At 63.6% G+C, this 16873-nt stretch carries 16 protein-coding genes and 7 tRNA genes; 14 read left to right on the top strand and 9 right to left on the bottom strand.

The genetic code is table 11. From position 1 onward, the window contains the following. Positions 1-147: 147 nt before the first annotated feature. A complete protein-coding gene (hemQ, locus tag CGLAUT_RS06965; protein WP_290184278.1) occupies positions 148-849 on the top strand; it encodes a hydrogen peroxide-dependent heme synthase in 702 nt (233 codons plus the stop codon). On the opposite strand, the gene msrB is transcribed toward hemQ, so the two are convergent. From msrB to CGLAUT_RS06920, 9 genes are all read right to left on the bottom strand, one after another. Continuing rightward, a complete protein-coding gene (msrB, locus tag CGLAUT_RS06960; RefSeq protein WP_290184277.1) occupies positions 846-1268 on the bottom strand; it encodes a peptide-methionine (R)-S-oxide reductase MsrB in 423 nt (140 codons plus the stop codon). The genes hemQ and msrB overlap by 4 nt on opposite strands. Continuing rightward, positions 1198-2481, bottom strand: coding sequence for a glycosyltransferase family 87 protein (locus CGLAUT_RS06955; protein ID WP_290184276.1), 1284 nt, complete (start codon positions 2479-2481; stop codon positions 1198-1200). The genes msrB and CGLAUT_RS06955 overlap by 71 nt, the downstream gene beginning before the upstream one ends. 19 nt (positions 2482-2500) lie before the next feature. Continuing rightward, complete coding sequence (locus CGLAUT_RS06950; protein ID WP_290184274.1) at positions 2501-3184, bottom strand: dihydrofolate reductase family protein; 684 nt, start codon at positions 3182-3184, stop codon at positions 2501-2503. Positions 3185-3199: 15 nt separating this feature from the next. Then, positions 3200-3275: transfer RNA gene (locus CGLAUT_RS06945), tRNA-Gly, on the bottom strand. Between the two features lies 1 nt (position 3276). After that, positions 3277-3348, bottom strand: a tRNA-Val gene (locus CGLAUT_RS06940). 22 nt (positions 3349-3370) lie between these two features. Next, positions 3371-3444, bottom strand: a tRNA-Cys gene (locus tag CGLAUT_RS06935). Between the two features lie 43 nt (positions 3445-3487). Next, positions 3488-3560 (bottom strand) — tRNA-Gly (locus CGLAUT_RS06930). Positions 3561-3607: 47 nt separating this feature from the next. Further along, positions 3608-3679: transfer RNA gene (locus CGLAUT_RS06925), tRNA-Val, on the bottom strand. A gap of 23 nt (positions 3680-3702) precedes the next feature. Further along, positions 3703-3778: transfer RNA gene (locus tag CGLAUT_RS06920), tRNA-Gly, on the bottom strand. Between the two features lie 232 nt (positions 3779-4010). Here CGLAUT_RS06920 and CGLAUT_RS06915 point away from each other — a divergent pair. From CGLAUT_RS06915 to CGLAUT_RS06855, 13 genes are all read left to right on the top strand, one after another. After that, a tRNA-Val gene (locus tag CGLAUT_RS06915) sits at positions 4011-4082 on the top strand. 77 nt (positions 4083-4159) lie between these two features. Further along, complete coding sequence (locus CGLAUT_RS06910; protein ID WP_290184272.1) at positions 4160-6535, top strand: excinuclease ABC subunit UvrA; 2376 nt, start codon at positions 4160-4162, stop codon at positions 6533-6535. A 57-nt stretch (positions 6536-6592) separates the two neighbouring features. Then, positions 6593-7216 (top strand): copper chaperone PCu(A)C, encoded by a 624-nt coding sequence (locus tag CGLAUT_RS06905; RefSeq protein WP_290184270.1) that lies wholly within the window; start codon positions 6593-6595, stop codon positions 7214-7216. Positions 7217-7305: 89 nt separating this feature from the next. Further along, positions 7306-7911 carry a copper resistance CopC family protein gene (locus CGLAUT_RS06900; RefSeq protein WP_290184268.1) on the top strand — a complete coding sequence of 202 codons (606 nt, stop codon included), beginning with the start codon at positions 7306-7308 and terminating at the stop codon, positions 7909-7911. A 67-nt stretch (positions 7912-7978) separates the two neighbouring features. Then, positions 7979-9154, top strand: a complete 1176-nt coding sequence (locus tag CGLAUT_RS06895) for a Dyp-type peroxidase (protein ID WP_290184266.1) — start codon at positions 7979-7981, stop codon at positions 9152-9154. Between the two features lie 105 nt (positions 9155-9259). Further along, positions 9260-11326, top strand: coding sequence for a threonine--tRNA ligase (gene thrS, locus CGLAUT_RS06890; RefSeq protein ID WP_290184264.1), 2067 nt, complete (start codon positions 9260-9262; stop codon positions 11324-11326). Continuing rightward, positions 11283-11906 carry an ATP adenylyltransferase gene (locus CGLAUT_RS06885; RefSeq protein ID WP_290184262.1) on the top strand — a complete coding sequence of 208 codons (624 nt, stop codon included), beginning with the start codon at positions 11283-11285 and terminating at the stop codon, positions 11904-11906. Before thrS ends, CGLAUT_RS06885 begins: the two co-directional genes overlap by 44 nt. Next, the gene (gene pgsA, locus CGLAUT_RS06880; protein ID WP_290184260.1) at positions 11899-12534 is read left to right on the top strand and encodes a phosphatidylinositol phosphate synthase; all 636 of its coding nucleotides are present in this window, start codon (positions 11899-11901) and stop codon (positions 12532-12534) included. Before CGLAUT_RS06885 ends, pgsA begins: the two co-directional genes overlap by 8 nt. Positions 12535-12538: 4 nt before the next feature. Next, a complete protein-coding gene (locus CGLAUT_RS06875; protein WP_290184258.1) occupies positions 12539-13477 on the top strand; it encodes a phosphatidylinositol mannoside acyltransferase in 939 nt (312 codons plus the stop codon). 11 nt (positions 13478-13488) lie between these two features. Beyond that, complete coding sequence (locus CGLAUT_RS06870) at positions 13489-14583, top strand: glycosyltransferase family 4 protein (RefSeq protein WP_290184256.1); 1095 nt, start codon at positions 13489-13491, stop codon at positions 14581-14583. A 2-nt stretch (positions 14584-14585) separates the two neighbouring features. Further along, positions 14586-15077 carry a hypothetical protein gene (locus CGLAUT_RS06865; RefSeq protein ID WP_290187077.1) on the top strand — a complete coding sequence of 164 codons (492 nt, stop codon included), beginning with the start codon at positions 14586-14588 and terminating at the stop codon, positions 15075-15077. A gap of 39 nt (positions 15078-15116) precedes the next feature. Next, entirely contained in the window at positions 15117-15977 is an 861-nt protein-coding gene (locus tag CGLAUT_RS06860) for an acyl-CoA thioesterase (RefSeq protein ID WP_290184254.1), read from the top strand. A gap of 78 nt (positions 15978-16055) precedes the next feature. Next, on the top strand, positions 16056-16808 hold the full coding sequence (locus tag CGLAUT_RS06855; RefSeq protein WP_290184252.1) for a YebC/PmpR family DNA-binding transcriptional regulator: 753 nt from the start codon (positions 16056-16058) through the stop codon (positions 16806-16808). The last annotated feature ends 65 nt before the right edge of the window (positions 16809-16873 follow it).

The raw sequence follows: 16873 nt of genomic DNA, 5'->3' as shown, positions 1-16873 counted from the left end.
GCACCCAAAGGTATCGAGCTGGCTGTCAGATCCGTGGGAGGCGCGCCGTCCTGCCACCGCGGCGCAGGGTTCGCGGGTGGTCGGGGGTAGACTCGAATCAGACTTTTGATTGATGTGCCTTCGCGGGCAGAAAGGACTCCCAGTTCCATGGCCAAGCTCGATTATGAGGCTTTGAATTCCGTGCAGCGCTACCTCCAGTTCGCGGTCTTTCGCGCTATCCCCGGAGCACTGGGTTCGGAGCGTTCAGAGATCATCACAGAGGCTCGCGCATTCTTCGAAAAGCTTGACGACGAAGGCGTGGTCACCGTCCGCGGCATTTACGACAACACGGGCATCCGCGCGGACGCCGATTTCATGATCTGGTGGCACGCGGAGGAGTTCGAGCAGCTGCAGAAGGCGTTCGCAGATTTCCGCCGAACCACCACCTTGGGCCAACTCGTCGAGGTGAGCTGGATCGGTAACGGCTTGCACCGCCCGGCCGAGTTCAACAAGTCCCACCTGCCCAGCTTCATCATGGGGGAGGACCCGCAAGAGTGGATCACGGTCTACCCGTTCGTCCGCTCCTACGACTGGTACCTACTCGAGCCCACCGAGCGCCGCCGTATTCTCGCCGAGCACGGGATGGCTGCCCGCGATTTCGCAGACGTGCGCGCCAACACCGTTGAGGCTTTCACGCTCGGGGATTACGAGTGGATGCTTGCTTTCGAGGCACCGACGCTCACCCGCATCGAGGAGCTCATGCACAAGATGCGCTACACCGAGGCGCGCCTGCATGTGCGCGAGGAGATCCCGTTCCAGACCGGCCGCCGCGTCGCGGACATCAGCGAGGTCATCGAGATCCTGCCTTAAACCTCGCGCTGATCAAGCGTCATCGAGATGGAGTTGATGCAGTAGCGCAGATCCGTCGGCGTGGCGTAGCCCTCGCCGGCAAACACGTGGCCGAGGTGGGAGCCGCAGTTCGCGCAGAGTACCTCGGTGCGCACCATGCCGAGCGAGCGATCTTCGCGCTCGATGACCTTGTCACTGTCCGCCGGGGAGAAGAACGACGGCCACCCGCAGTGCGAATCGAACTTCTCAGTCGAGCGGAACAATTCCTCCCCGCAAGCGCGGCAGCGGTAGATGCCCTCGGTGGTGGTGTCGGTGTACTCGCCGACCCCCGGAGGTTCAGTGCCTGCCTGGCGCAGCACGTAGAACTCCTCAGGGCTGAGTTTCTTCCGCCACTGCTCCTCGGTCCAGTTTGCGAAGTCGGGGGTGTTCGGCTGGTTCATTGCGTACGCCTTTCATCTGGGTACTGGTTTGTACCGAGACTACCCACGCCGCCACAGCAACGATGAACACCGCCCACCCCGCGGTGGGGAGGAAGGTGTTCAGCCAGCCGCCCAGTGCTGGCCAGTGGGGGCTGGACCAGTCAAGCGGGCTCAAGCACAGGGCGGCGCCGAGCCAAGCCGTCCACGTGTGCATCGGTGAAACCCGAAGCACGACGGTGAACAGTGCCGGAAACAGCATCATGGAGTAGTACGCCTGGCCGAGGGAGGAAAGCAGGCACACTCCCGCGATCAACACCGCAGTCGTCACCGTGAGCCACAGCCACTCATCCGAATGCCGCCAGCGGGCCAACCCCAGCACCGCCACCGCAACTGCAGCGGCGAACAGCATGAACAGCGCCGCATGCAGCCACCCGGGCATGCCGAAGTACACCGCGAATCCGGCAAGCGACGAGTTCGCGTAGTCTCGCGTAATGCCAAGGTAGGGCACCAGCTTGTCCAGGTAATCGCTCGCGCCCGGAGTCAGCGGCCATGCAATCACATTCAGCAGGACCGGCACCGCCACTCCCGCAGCCAGGGTCACCCACCGCAGCTTCATCAAGGGAAGCACCAGCAGAGGAAGGAACATTGGCTTGACGACGATTGCGAGCCCGATCACCACCCCAGCCACCAGCTCGCGATGCGATCGCATGCAAGCGAGGAACGCCACGAGTGCCAGCAGCAGGATGCCGTTGATGTTTGAAAACACCAGGGTGTTGGTCGCCGCCTCGGTCGCAAAGGCGAGCGCAAGCGCGATGGGGAAGAGCGGGTGGGAAAGCGCGTAACCGGAGAGTCTGGTCAGCCACGCGATAGCGGTGATGATCGCTAGTGCGTTCAGCAGTATGAACCACGGCCGCGCGGCCTCCACGCTCGGGATGAGTCCGAGGGGGCTGAGCAGCAGCGTGGCCCCGGGGTTGTAGAGGTAGTGCGGGTTGACGTGGTGGTAGACCTCGTTGTACACCGGCACGCGTTCGACGAAGCGTCGGGTGGCGGACCACACGGTGGTGAAGTCGTCGGTGATCGAGCCGGTGCGCGCAAGCACCACAAGCCGGTGCAGGATGAGCAGCACCGCGAGGGGCCAGGCGATCGCATTGCCGGCGCGGGTGGCGCGCTGGCCGCCCGGGGCGGCGGGGGAGGTCCATGCAGCGTCGAGGCGCTGCCAGCGCGTGGAAGTCACGCGAATTACCGTACCGGGGCTAAGGGCGGTCTTGGGCCGGCACCCGCCGATAGCGGCAGAACATCATTGAATCGTCGTCCACGCCGACGTGCTCGAGCTGGAATCGGCGAACGTCATCTCCCGTGATCTGAAGGCCGTGGGTGTCGTCGCTTGCGCTCGTGGAAGGATCTACGGTCAGGTGCAATACGTCGATGAGGTCGGCTGAGATTGCGGCGGCGTAGACGCTTGGGCCGCCTTCGCACAGGATGCGGTTGAAACCGAGGTCGTGCAGCGCTTCGACAGCCTCAGTGATGGAGCCGCTGCCGGTGCTGATCAGCTCGGCGCCTTTGGCGGTGAGGGTTGATCGATGTGGTTCAAACGAGGCGTCGACAAGCGAATGCTTTGGGGTGAGAATGAGCAAACGGGGACTGTTGAAAATGCCGAGCCCTGTGTCGAGCTTGAGTGAGGTGCTGAGGACAGCCATGGGTGTGGCGGCGGGGCCATAATCCTCGGCGGTGACGGTGCCGGAGCCGACGAGGATGACATCCGACCAGTCGCGCAGGCCCGCGATGAGGGATGCGTCGGTGTCGTTGCCGAGCGGGCCGGAGGTGCCGCCGCGGCCGAAGGCGCCGAAGAGCGCGTTGATGGCTACTGCGCGGACTTCGCGCTCGTTTGGGTCGAGCGTGGGGCCGATGAGGGAGGGGATGTCGGTGGCATGCAGCATGCCGATGACGATACGTGGAGCGGATGACGAGACTCGAACTCGCGACCCTCACCTTGGCAAGGTGATGCGCTACCAACTGCGCTACATCCGCGTGCGCGATACTGGGATTGAACCAGTGACCTCTTCCGTGTCAGGGAAGCGCTCTCCCGCTGAGCTAAACGCGCGAAGGGTGGGATGGTTAAGAAGTGGAGGTGGATACGGGAATCGAACCCGTGTACACGGTTTTGCAGACCGTTGCCTAACCACTCGACCAATCCACCGTGGGTGGGGCGGGATTGCCCCGAAGTACGTGGAAAGTACTTGAGCGGATGACGAGACTCGAACTCGCGACCCTCACCTTGGCAAGGTGATGCGCTACCAACTGCGCTACATCCGCAGGTTGCAGGCTCTGAAGCTTGCAACCGGAGGCCTCTGGGGACTCCGTGCGCGATACTGGGATTGAACCAGTGACCTCTTCCGTGTCAGGGAAGCGCTCTCCCGCTGAGCTAATCGCGCGGGCAAAGCCCCGCTTGGGGGCTTGGAGCGGATGACGAGACTCGAACTCGCGACCCTCACCTTGGCAAGGTGATGCGCTACCAACTGCGCTACATCCGCAAGCTGCAAACTGTGCGCCGGTTGGGGAGCACTGCTTGCTGTTATGCGAGAAAGAACATTATCCGTTTCCCTAGCTGAGTGCCAAATCGCCAGTTAAGAGGGGGTGTGCCCAGTAGCGGCAATGCCGAGTGGCACTGGCGGATGGGTGACACCGATGTGATTCGCCAGCGTCTGCGGAGGTGAGCTGGCGATTCGGCGGAAACGGTGGGCCTGTGTAAAGTATTTCCCGTTCGGTCCTATGGCTCAGTGGAAGAGCGTTCCGTTCACACCGGAAAGGTCGCTGGTTCGATCCCAGCTAGGACCACAACACCAAGACTCCCGAAGCCAAAGCGGCCCCGCGAGTCTCTCGCTTTTCGACTGGGGTGACGTACTGTTCACCGGGTGACTACTAGCCCAGCCATTGCAGCAGATGCTCACGACTTCATCGTGGTGACCGGTGCGAACGAGAACAACCTCAAAGACGTCTCCGTGCGCGTGCCCAAGCGGCGGCTCACCGTCTTCGCTGGACTTTCGGGGTCAGGCAAGTCCTCGCTCGTCTTTGACACCATCGCTGCTGAATCGCAGCGCCTCATCAATGAGTCGTACTCGACTTTCGTGCAGGGCTTCATGCCCACCATGGCGCGCCCCGACGTGGTGGGTTTGGAGGGGATTACGGCTGCGATCGTCGTCGATCAGTCCCCGATGGGAGCGAACCCGAGATCTACAGTCGGCACGGCGACAGACGTCACCGCGCTGCTCCGCGTGCTGTACTCCAGGATCGCTGAACCAAAGGCCGGTGGTCCAGGCGCGTACTCCTTCAACGTGCCCAGCGTCTCCGGGGGTGGGGTGCTTAAAGACACCACGGGGAAGAAGAAGGTGCTGAAGAACTACACCCGCACGGGAGGGATGTGCCCGACCTGTGCCGGAACGGGTCGCGTCAGCGAGTTCGACGAGGCAGAGGTTGTCGATGACGCTTTGTCGCTTGAAGACGGCGCACTTCTCGCCCCCGGCTACAAAGCTGGGTCTTGGCAGTGGCGACAATACGCCGAATCGGGCAAGTACCCCAACGATATGCCCGTAGGAGAGTTCACGAAAGAGCAGCGGCACGAACTTCTCTATGCCGAAGCGGAACAGGTGAAGTTCGCCGGCATCAACACCACCTACCAAGGGCTTATCGTCAAGTTGAAAGCGTCGCTGCTGAGTAAGGAGAAGGAGGGACTGCAGAAGCACGTCAGGGAGTTCGTGGACCGCGCTGTCACCGCTGTGACCTGCTCAGATTGCGGAGGAACGCGTCTAGCCCCTCACGCGCTTGAATCCACCATCAACGGCAAGAACATCGCTGAGCTGTGCGCGATGGAGGTGGCTGACCTCGCCGACTGGTTCGAACAGGTGGAAGAAGTATCCGTTGCGCCGCTGGTGGCGTCGATACGCGAGGCGCTTGCGAACTTTGTCGACATCGGGTTGGGCTACCTCACGCTCAACCGCCCGAGTTCCACCCTGTCCGGTGGCGAGGCGCAGAGAGTCAAAATGATCCGCCACCTCGGATCGGCACTGAGCGATGTCACCTATGTCTTCGACGAGCCGACCGCTGGGTTGCATGCTGCCGACATCGACCGCCTCAACACGTTGCTTCTCGCGCTGCGCGACAAGGGAAACACGGTGCTTGTTGTGGAGCACCGCCCGCAAACTATTGAGATTGCCGACCATGTTGTGGAACTGGGGCCGGGTGCCGGTATCGACGGGGGCGAGGTCGTGTTCCAGGGCACGGTGGGACAGCTGCGGGAGGCGGGCACACGCACCGGAGAAAGTCTCAAGCGTGCCGTCGTGATCAAGGAGGAGCCGCGCGAACCGACCGGGTGGATCCGTGTAGAAGGTGCCACGGAGAATAACTTGAACGGCATTGATGTCGACGTTCCGACCGGTGTCCTCGCGGCAATTACCGGTGTGGCGGGCTCTGGCAAATCCTCCCTACTGCGTGAACTGCAGTACGCGGACGAACTCGCCGATGCAGTCTGGGTTGACCAGGCTGCAATTGCTGGGTCGCGGCGCTCGAACCCGGCAACCTATACAGGCGCGCTCGACTCCATCCGCAAAGCGTTCGCGAAGGCATCAGGCGAACCTGCGTCACTGTTCTCCCCGAACTCAGAAGGTGCCTGCCCCCACTGCAAGGGGGCAGGTGTGGTCTACGTCGACCTCGGTGTGGTTCAAGGTGTCGACGTTCCATGCGAGGTGTGCGAGGGCAGGCGTTTCGACGACGCCGTGCTCGTGCACACCCTCGGAGGGAAAAACATCTCCGAGGTGCTCACCATGCCTGCCAGCGAAGCGCAGCAGTACCTCAAGGACAACAAGGTCACTGCAGCCTCGAAGATCTGCGGCCACCTCGTCGATGTAGGGCTCGGGTACGTGACGCTCGGTCAATCGCTGACCACATTGTCTGGCGGGGAGCGGCAACGTCTCAAGCTTGCCGCGAACCTGAAAAAACTTGCGTCCGCCTACGTATTGGACGAGCCGACGACCGGTCTTCACCTCGCGGACACCGCGCGGCTGGTGACGCTGTTTGAGCAACTTGTGGCCAAGGGGTCGAGCGTGATCGTGGTTGAGCACAACCTGGCTGTTGTCGGCCAGGCGGATTACGTGATTGATGTCGGACCTGGGGCGGGTTCCGCTGGCGGGCGCATTGTTGCCCACGGAACGCCCGCAGACCTGATACGCACGCATGACGCGACCGGTTCCGTCACGGGACGCCACCTCGCAGCGGCGGCAGCGCAAGAGATGTAATTGGCGACGACTAAAATGGCGGGGATTAAAAACCCTAACTGCTGGAAGGAAGTCAGAGTGAAGCGAATCGAGTTGGCCGCAGCCATCGCCTGCGTCGCAGGCCTTACCTTGAATGGGTGCGGGACTGAAGAGACCGCGCCAACGGCTCCTACCTCGCCTACGTCGGTGACCGCGGCCTCGACCTCCTCCGAGTCGGCTCAGGAGAATGCCCAGGAGAACGCTCAAGAGAACGCAGAGGGACAGGTCCACTTTGCCGCTGGCACGGTGCGGGCGAAGGCAGCGGCTGACATGCCTGAGGGTTCCGACATGACTGCGATTTTTGGCACTCTTTACAACACCAGCGACGCTGAGATCACCCTGACTGGGTTCACCACTTCGCTGGGCGATGCTCGCTACGAGATCCACGAAGTGGTTGACGGTGTCATGCAGGAGAAAGAGGGTGGCGTAACCATCCCCGCCGGGCAGGATCATGAGTTCACGCCGGGCAGCGACCACCTCATGGTGATGGATTTCGCACCGGAGATCCCTGCAGGGAGCACCGTTGAGATCACCTTCGAGTTCGCAGACGGAACCACGCTTGTAGTCCCAGATGTTTCGGTGCGCACGATGGGCGCTGGCCACGAGGAGTACGGAAAAGACGGTGATCTGCAAGGCCACCAGCTCGAGCACTCTGGCCACTAGCAGCTGGCGCGCGACCCGGTGGGGTCGATGCACTTAGGGCAGCTACAGTAGATGGCGGTATTGCAAAAAGCTGCTGAGGGGAGCGGGTAGTGAGAAAACCAGTTCGAGTTCGTGCAGGCGGAGTAATCGTCTCCGCCGCATCCATCGCGCTGATGACAGCCCCGTCCGCTCTCGCCCACGACGCGGTCATTTCCGGCTCTCCGGCCAACGGTGAAGTGGTCGAGGAGTTTCCGTCGAAGCTGTCGCTGGAGTTTTCCGGGCAGCCGCAAGAAGGTTTCAGCACTCTCGCGCTGTCCCGGATTTCCGACGGGCAACCGGAGGTGCTCTACTCGGGCGAGCCACAACTTGACGGTCAGTGGGTGTCACTCGATGTGCCTAGCGGGTTGGACACGCAGCCGGGGGATTACCGCATCGGCTTCCAGATTGTCTCCTCCGACGGGCACGCAACCAAGGGCATGACCACCTTTACGTATGCTCCAGCAGGCAGCGAGGTTTCGCCGGTCGCCTCTGAGACTTCGGGGGAGAGCGGGGAGAGCACTATGCAGCCGGAGAATCTCGATGACGAAACCCGGTCCAATATGAACCTCATCCTCGCGGTGCTCGGCGTTGTGGTGGTTGCGGGTGCGGCCTTCGCGGCGCTTGCACGCCGCAAGAAGAGCGAAGACCTCGAAGGCGACATGGGGGAGGAAGAGTAAGAACACGGTGCGGGTTTCCAGGCGGGGGTTTCTTGCGGGGGCGTCCGCCATGGTGGCGTCGACAAGCATGCTTGTCTCCTGCTCGAGCGACCCAGACGCCCCTGCTGGTGTGCCGAGCAACTCCGAACCTGACAACGAGCCGCTTCAGCACTCGGTCGTGCCGTTTGACGGCGAGCACCAGGCGGGGATCGCCACCAAGACGCAGTCCAGCCTGAACCTGATCGGCTTCAACCTCAAAGACGGGGTGGATGCGGACGGGGTCACCCGCCTGATGCGGCTGTGGACCGAGGATGCCCGCGCGCTGACCGCCGGGCAGACGCCGCTGGGCAGCCTCGAGCCGGAGATGAACGAGTGGCCCGCGAACCTCACGATTACTGTCGGCTTCGGCCCGCGCATCTTCGACATCGCCGCGCCGGAGAAGAAGCCGGAGTGGCTGCACGACATCCCCGCGATGATTCGCGATGCGCTGCGCGAAGAGTGGGGCCAAACCGATCTAGCACTGCAGATTTGCGCCGACGATCCGATCATGTGCGCGTGGGCCATGCGGCACATGACGCGCGCGGGCACCGACTACGTGTCCACCGCCTGGGTGCAACAGGGGTTCATGAACGCCTACGGCGCCATCCCGCAGGGGCAAACCCCGCGCAACCTCTTCGGCCAGGTCGACGGGACCGTCAACCCGTACGAAGAGCACGAGTACGCCGAGCAGGTGTGGATCGACGGGCCGGAAGGCTTCGCCGGTTCGACTTCAATGGTGGTGCGGCGCATCGCCATGCACCTCGATGAGTGGGAGATGCTCGATCGAGCCTCGCGGGAGGAATCCGTGGGGCGCACGCTTAACGACGGCGCGCCGTTGAGCGGCGGCGGGGAGTTCACAGACCCTGACATGGAGGCAGTCGACGACTACGGCTTGCCCGTGATCGACCGCAACTCGCACATGGCCCGGGCGATGCCTCCGGTCGACCACCCCGAGCAACGGTTCAAGCGCCGGCCGTACAACTACAACCTGCCGCCTGAGCCTGGTTCGGAAGAGCTTTCCAACGCCGGCCAGATCTTCTTCGCGTACCAAAAGGACCCGGACGTGCAGTTCACCCCGGTGCTCAAGCGGCTGGATGAAGCTGACCGGTTGAACGAGTGGATCACCCACATTGGCTCTGCGGTGTACTGGCTGCCGCCGGGGACGAGCACCGACGGCAATGGCGATGCGTTCTGGGGCGAAGCGGTGCTCTCCGGCTCACGCTGAGTCGGTCTAGGCTGACGCGCCGGGGTAGACTTTGCAAACGCACTGACCCAGGGCCGCGTCCAGGTATGACGCGTGCCCATGACGCGCAAAGGAGCGCAGCTGACCATGGCAGAGACCGAAGCTTCCCAGATCCTCACCTTGGAGCCGTTCGAGGTTCCCGCCGGCACCCCAGTGGGCGCGGCGATGCGGGAACTGGACTTGCCTAACAAGGGCGAGCAGGCGATCGTGGTGGTCCAAGATGGAGAGGGCAACCTCAAAGACCTATCCCACGTGCCGGATCAGACCGCGACGTTCATGCCGATCGCTGCGAACTCGGAGCTGGGGCGCTCCGTCATCCGCCACTCCTGCGCGCACGTGCTCGCCCAGGCGGTCCAGGCGGAGTTCCCGGGCACGAAGCTTGGCATCGGTCCTGCGATTAACGACGGCTTCTACTACGACTTCGATGTCGCCGAGCCGTTCACTCCCGAAGATCTGAAGACGCTTGAAAAGCGGATGAAGAAGATCATCAAACAGGGGCAGAAGTTCTCGCGCGGCGTCTACGCCTCGGTGGAGGAAGCGGCCGAGGACCTCAAGGACGAGCCGTACAAGCTCGAACTGATCAACGACAAGGGCAACGTCGATCCGAACTCGGACGAGGCGACCGAGGTTGGCGCCGGCGAGCTGACCCACTACGACAACGTCAACCCACGCACCGACGAGGTGGAGTGGAGCGACCTGTGCCGCGGCCCGCACGTGCCGACCACCAAGTACATCCCGGCGTTTTCCTTGACCCGCTCGTCCGCCGCGTACTGGCGCGGTGACCAGGCCAACGCCGGACTGCAGCGCATCTACGGCACCGCGTGGGAGTCGAAAGAAAAGCTCGACGAGTACCTCACCATGCTCGAAGAGGCGGAGAAGCGTGACCACCGCCGCTTGGGCAACGAGATGGATCTCTTCTCCTTCCCGGAGGAGGTCGGTTCTGGCCTGCCAGTGTTCCACCCGGACGGCGGCATCGTGCGCATGGTCATGGAGCAGCACTCGCGCGAGCGCCATGTGGCAGCCGGCTACGCCTTTGTGAACACCCCGCACGTGACCAAGGGCGAGCTGTTTCAGAAGTCCGGCCACCTCGACTGGTACGCCGACGGCATGTTCCCGCCGATGAAGCTCGACGGTGAGGTGGACGACAAGGGCAACGTGACCAAGCAGGCGGTGGACTACTACGTCAAGCCGATGAACTGCCCGATGCACAACCTCATCTTCGATTCGCGCGGGCGTTCCTACCGCGAGCTGCCGCTGCGCCTGTTCGAGTTCGGAACCGTTTACCGCTACGAAAAGTCGGGCGTGGTGCACGGCCTGACTCGCGCCCGCGGCTTCACCCAGGACGACGCGCACATCTACTGCACCGAGGACCAGCTCGAAGAAGAGCTGACCAGCGTGCTCGAGTTCATCATTTCGCTGCTCCGGGACTACGGCCTCGACGACTTCTACCTCGAGCTGTCCACGAAGGACCCGGAGAAGTACATCGGCGACGATGAGATCTGGGAGCGCTCCACCAACATCCTGGAATCCGTGGCCACCAAGTCGGGCCTTGAGCTGGTGCCGGACCCGGCCGGCGCCGCGTTCTACGGCCCCAAGATTTCGGTGCAGGCCCGCGACGCTATCGGCCGTACCTGGCAGATGTCCACCGTGCAGCTCGACTTCAACCTGCCGGAGCGCTTCGACCTCCAGTACACCTCCCCGGACGGCACAAAGCAGCGCCCGGTGATGATCCACCGCGCGCTCTTCGGCTCCATCGAGCGCTTCTTCGGCGTGCTGCTCGAGCACTACGCCGGCGCCTTCCCGGCCTGGCTCGCCCCGCACCAGGTGGTGGGCATCCCCGTCGCGGACGCGTTCGCCGACCACCTCGACGGAGTAGTCGATCAGCTCCGCGCCCAGGGCATCCGCGCAGAAGTCGACCACTCCGACGACCGCATGCAGAAAAAGATCCGCACCCACACCACCTCCAAGGTGCCGTTCATGCTGCTCGCTGGCGAACGCGACGTCGAAGCAAACGCGGTAAGCTTCCGCTTCCTCGACGGCTCGCAGGTCAACGGGGTGCCGGTGGACGAGGCGGTCGCACTGATCACCACCTGGGTGGCCGAGAAGAACAATGCGCAGCCGAGCGAGGACTCCATTGCTTCCCGGCGAGCATAAGACCGACTACGTCGACACCGGTGTCGGCGATGAGGACCGTCTTGCGCGTCTCTGGGCACCGTATCGCTCCAACTACATTGCCAAGATGCCGTCGACAAGCAAAGAAAGCTCCGACCCGTTCCTTGCAATTCCTACGATGAGCGATGAGGATGGCTTGGTCATCGCGCGCGGGCAGAGCGTGTACGCGGTGCTGAACCTGTACCCGTACAACGCCGGGCACCTGATGGTGGTGCCGTACCGCAAGGTCGCCGAGCTCGAGGAGCTCACCGACGCCGAAGCCGCGGAGATGGCCGTGTTTGCCAAGCACGCGGTGCGCACGCTCAAGCACGTGTCCAGACCAGAGGCCATCAACGTCGGGTTGAACCTGGGCAAGGCTGCGGGCGGATCGGTGAGCGACCACCTGCACTTGCACGTCGTGCCGCGCTGGGCGGGGGACTCGAACTTTATGACGGTCATCGGCGGCACAAAAGTCTTGCCCCAACTGTTGCGCGAGACTCGCACGTTGCTTGCCGACGGCTGGCGCGAAGTCGACGCGGCCACCCACCAAACCCGCGACGCGAAAGGTGGCGACGATGCTTAGCGTGCACGGGCGCAAACCCGCGAAGCGAGCCGTGGAGCCGGTGGCTAGGGCGCTGCTGCGCGCTGGGCTGACTCCGAACGTGACCACGCTGATCGGCACGGCGGTCTCAATCCTGCTCGCAGTGGTGCTCATTCCGGCGGACTGGCTGGTGGCCGCGGCGATTTTGATCGGCATCTTCTCCGCGTTCGACATGGTGGATGGGACGATGGCACGCCTCCGCGGCGGCGGGACCGCGTACGGGGCGACGCTGGACGCGAGCTGCGACCGGTTGACCGACGGCGCGCTGTTCGGCGCCATCGTGATCTGGATGGTCTACGTCGACCACGCTGCTGGTGTACATGTCGCAGCGTGCCTGGTGGTGCTCGTGCTGTCGCAGGCGATTAGCTACATCAAAGCCCGCGGCGAGGCGGGTGGGCTGAAGATCGTGGGCGGTCTGGTGGAGCGCCCCGAGCGGCTCATCATCGCGCTGGTTGGACTGGGGCTGGAGGGCTTCGGGGTGCCGCACGCGGTGGAGGTGGCCATCTGGTTGCTGCTGGTGGGCTCGGTGATCACGGTGGTTCAGCGCCTGGCTTATGCGGCGCGCGACCCGCGGGCGAACGCGCAGCTCGCTCCGCCGCCGGGGGCGTAGCACAATGAAAGACACGCTTGTCGCGTTCGGCTACATCGCCGGTTGGAAGGTCATTGGGTCGCTGCCGCCCGCCGTCACCGCGCCGCTGTTTCGCCGCGCGGCGGACCGCGTGTCCGGCAATGGGACTGGTATGGAGATGCTGCGCCGCAACCTCACGCGGGTTGTGGGTGCCGAAAACGTCACGCGTGAGCTGGTGCGAGACTCGATGCGTTCCTACGCGCGCTATTGGCTCGAAGCGTTTCGGTTACCGCGTATCGCCCAGGACGAGAAGGCGCTCGCCCGCTTCACCGAAGGGGTCGAGGGCCGGGAGCACCTCGAGGCGGCCTTGGCGAAGGGCAACGGCGTCATTCTCACCCTGCCGCACACCGGAAACTGGGATTTCGCCGGCCTCTGGTTGGTGAAAAACTACGCCAGCTTCGCCACTGTAGCGGAGCGGCTCAAACCGGAGGTACTCTTCGATGCCTTCGTGGATTACCGCGAATCCCTCGGGTTTGAAGTACTGGCGCTCAGCGGAAGCGAGACACCCCCGTACGCCCGTCTCAAAGAGGTGCTGAAAAGCAACGGCATCGTGTGCCTGCTCGGTGAACGAGACTTCGGCGGCCACGGCGTGCCGGTGACGTTCTTCGGCGAAGAAACAACGTTCCCAGCTGGGCCGGCCAAACTCGCCATGGACACCGGCGCAGAACTGTTGGTGGTGCACACCTGGTTCACCGAGGATGTGCGCGGTCCAGGCTGGGGTATCACCGTCAACCCGCCCACCGAGGTGACCGACCTGGAGGAGACAACGCAGCACATTGCGGATCAGTTCGCCGTTAACATCGCGGCGCACCCCGCGGACTGGCACATGCTCCAACCCCTGTGGCCAGCCGACCGCCGGAAACGCAAACGCCGGACCGGTGGCACGGGAAATGCGGGCCCGGCCTCGGGTGACGCCGCGGGATAAGGGGCTCCTACATGCGTATCGGCATGGTGTGCCCGTACTCCTTCGACGCCCCAGGTGGAGTGCAAGCCCACATTCTTGACCTCGCGGCGGTGTTCACCGCGCGCGGCCACTCCGTGGGTGTGCTTGGGCCGGCCGATGCCAACGTGGATCTACCGGATTACGTCACCCGTGGCGGTGCGTCGCTGCCAGTGCCGTTCAACGGGTCGATCGCCCGAATTGCGGCCGGGCCGCATGTCACGCGCTACACCCGCGAATTCATCATGAGCGGCGACTTCGATGTGCTGCACGTGCACGAGCCGAACGCGACCAGCTTCTCGCTCGCTGCGTTGCGCTGCGCCCAGGGTCCGATCGTGGCCACGTACCACACCTCCGCAACCGCGTCGGTGGTGCTGCAACTCGCGCTGCCGGCGCTGCGCGGCAACTTGGAGAAGATCCAGGCCGGTATCGCGGTCTCCGAGCTTGCACGCCGCTGGCAGGTGGAACAGGTGGGCACTGACCCGATCGTGATTCCGAACGGCATCGACACCGCACGCTTCACCGCGGCGCGCGGTCCGCGTAATTACTCGACCGAAGTTGAGATCGTCTTCCTCGGGCGCAGGGATGAGCCGCGAAAAGGGCTGGGCGTGTTGCTCGAAGCCGTCGATAAGCTGTCGCGACCTGCGCGAGTGACTGTGGTTGGCGGTGGGCGGGCGCGCAGTGCGCCTGGTGTGCGTTTTGCGGGGCAGGTGAGCGAGACGGAAAAGGCGCGGATTTTGGGGCGGGCCGACATTTACGTGGCCCCGAACTTGGGCGGGGAGTCCTTCGGCATTGTCCTCGTGGAGGCCATGGCGGCGGGTTGCGCGGTGGTGGCTAGCAATATCGAAGCCTTCGCCGCGGTGTGCGACTCCGAGTCCGAAACCCCGGCGGGTGTGCTCTTTGAAGTGGGAGACAGTGATGCTCTCGCCGCCAGCTTGCAAATGCTTATCGACGACCCAGCCAAACGCAATGCCCTTATTGATGCCGGCACTGCCCGGGCGCGGGAATTCGACTGGTCGCGGGTGGCGGACCAGGTCATGGCGGTCTACGAGGCGGTTGCCACCGGTGAGAAGGTGGGGTTGGGAAGGTGAGCGTGACGACTCTGGTCCTGGTGCTGCTGGCGGTAGCGGTCACGCTGCTGGTTGCGTGGGCGATATCGACTGCAAAGCGCCTTGACCGGCTGCATATCCGCCTCGACCGTTCCCGCGACGCGCTGCAAGCCGCGCTGGATCGTCGCTGCGCGGTCATCGCCGCAACCGTGCCCGAACTTGCCGAGCAAGCTGACGCCACGGAGGAAGTGCGGTTGAGCCCGCGTGATCTGTGGTCCCGGTTGGAAAAGGAGCATCAGCTGAACGAGGCCCTGGTGGGCTGGATGGCTAGCGCGGAAGGGGTGACGGAGGGGGTGCGCCAGGCGCTCAAGGACGCCGACACCCGAGTGATGCTTGCCCTGCGGTTTTACAACGACGCGGTGGCTGATACTCGCGCACTTCGCCTCGTGCCGGCGGTGCGCACGCTGCGCCTCGGCGGCACTGCCGCGCTGCCGGAGTACGCGGCGCTCGGGCAGCTGTCGCTGGCAGGCGAATAGACGCGTGCAGTCGCTTGTCCGTTGGTAGATTGAGCATCTATGCACGAATCACTTGAGCTGCGCCGCGTGCTGGACCTGGAACCGATGGGGGAGGACACGTTTCGCGGCCCCGCCATGGACAGCGACGTGTTCGCGCGCACGTTCGGCGGACACATTGCTGGCCAGGCAATCAGCGCTGCCACCGCCACCGTCGAGGACGACAAGCAGGTGCACTCGCTGCACAGCTATTTCCTGCGCCCAGGCGTGGCGGATGAGGACACCACGTACACGGTGACGCGGCTCAAAGACGGCCGTAGCTTCAGCACGCGTCGGGTAGAGGCGTGGCAGGGAGATACGCTGTGCTATTCCATGATCGCCAGTTTTCACCACACAGGAGACTCCGGCCCGGAGCACGCCAATCCCATGCCAGATGTGCCCGCGCCGGAGACGTTGCAGGTGCCAAGCTCGATTCCGAGCGGAGTTCCCGGAGCGGAGAGGGACTACCGCGAGTGGGATATCCGTATTGCCTCTGATGGCCCGACTCCGAACGACGCGAGCACGGTCAGCGGGCGCTCACTCTGGTTCAAATACAAGTACGACCTGCCTGATCAGGATGCGTTTCACGCCTGCGCGCTTACATACATGTCCGACATGACGCTGTTGTTTTCTGCGCTGGCTGCCCATCCTGGCTACAAGGCACAGCTCGCATCCTTGGACCACGCTGTCTGGTTCTTCCGGCCTGTGCGAGTCAACGAGTGGCTGCTCTACCACCAGTCCTCGCCGTCGGCCGCGTCTGGGCGGGCGCTTGCCCAGGGGCAGATTTTCGACGCCTCGGGCAACCTCCTAGCCTTCGTAGCGCAAGAGGGCTTGACCCGCGAGTTGCAGGCGGGGGAGACCCAGGTGCCGGTTCGGCGCTCGTAGCGCCCCGCGTATACTCGCTACACAGAATTCAGAAGAATCGCACGGCGATATACGTTCAACTGGGAAGAGGGGTGCGAGATGGCTGGCCACTCAAAGTGGGCTACTACCAAGCACAAGAAGGCCGCGAACGACGCGAAGCGTTCCAAACTGTGGGCAAAGCTGATCAAGGATATTGAGGTGGCTGCCCGCACCGGTGGCGGCGATCCGGCTGGTAACCCGACCTTGGACGACATGATCAAGAAGGCCAAGAAGGCCTCGGTGCCGGGCGATAACATCGAGCGCGCCCGCAAGCGCGGCTCCGGTGAAATCGCTGGCGGCTCCAACTGGGAGACCGTGATGTATGAGGGCTACGGCACGAACGGTGTTGCCGTCCTCATCGAGTGCCTGACTGACAACCGCAACCGCGCCGCAACCGAGGTGCGCACCGCCATGACCAAGAACGGCGGCAACCTCGGCGAGTCCGGCTCCGTCGGCTACATGTTCGAGCGCACCGGCGTTGTCACGATCCAAAAGGGCGAGCTGAGCGAGGACGATGTACTGATGGCTGTGCTCGATGCCGGTGCAGAGGAGGTCAACGACCTCGGCGAAGAGTTCGAAATCATCTGCCAGCCGACTGACCTCGCTGCGGTCAAAGAGGCCCTCGCAGCAGAGAACATCGAGGTAGAGGACTCCGAGCAGGAGTTCCGCGCAGACGTAGAAGTTGAGCTCGATGTCGAGGGCGCGAAGAAGATGATGCGCCTTATCGACGCGCTTGAAGAGTCTGACGACGTGCAGAACGTCTACACCAACATGAACATCTCCGACGAGGTCGCCGACCAGCTCGACGACTAGACGCACCGCTCACCGCGCCTCCTGGCTGGCGCGCCGTCCGGGCGTGTGGGACCCCTGTGGTAGAA

Source organism: Corynebacterium glaucum, from assembly GCF_030408855.1.
Taxonomy (GTDB): domain Bacteria; phylum Actinomycetota; class Actinomycetes; order Mycobacteriales; family Mycobacteriaceae; genus Corynebacterium; species Corynebacterium glaucum.
Note: the sequence above shows the minus strand (reverse complement) of the source record. Positions and strands in the feature narration are given on the sequence as shown.